This is a genomic window from Streptomyces sp. 8P21H-1 (assembly GCF_013302945.1).
Genome location: NZ_JABTYA010000204.1, coordinates 1 through 466, shown reverse-complemented (window position 1 = coordinate 466; position 466 = coordinate 1). Strand labels below are relative to the sequence as shown.

Here is a 466-nt window from a genome sequence, read left to right as displayed (position 1 = left end):
CGCGGGGTCGGCGACCCCCGCAGCCGACGCCGCGGACCCCTCGCAGGGATCCTCCGCGGATCCGTCCGCGACTGGCTCGCCGTCCTCCTCCCCCGAGGTGCCCGGGGTCCCCGAGGTGCCGGCGACGCGGAAGGAGGCCCTGAGCGCCCTCGCCGCGGCCGAGCGGGAGCTGACGGACCGGCGCACGAAGGCGCTGGCCGACGTACCGGGCGAGCTGGCCCGGCTGCTGGCCTCGGTGGCCGCGGCCGGCGCGGGGCACGCCTTCTTGCTGACGGAGGACGAGAAGTGAGTGGTTCCGGCGGGGCGGGAGCGGCGGAGCGGGTCCGCGCGGCACGGGCGGGGGCGTCGGCGGAGCTGACGGCCGCGCAGGCCGCGCTCGGGGCCGAGCACGCCGCCGTGTACGGCTACGGCGTCGTGGGCGGCCGGGTCCGCGAGGACCGGCGGGCCGAGGCGCGGGCCGCCCACG

The 466-nt window shown here is 80.7% G+C and carries 1 protein-coding gene and 1 pseudogene; both read left to right on the top strand.

From position 1 onward, the window contains the following. Window positions 1–289, top strand: a pseudogene (locus tag HO151_RS07000) (hypothetical protein); the annotation flags it as partial. Continuing rightward, the coding region (locus HO151_RS06995; protein WP_173894622.1) for a DUF4439 domain-containing protein at window positions 286–466 on the top strand (181 nt) is incomplete at its 3' end. The pseudogene HO151_RS07000 and the gene HO151_RS06995, both read left to right, overlap by 4 nt.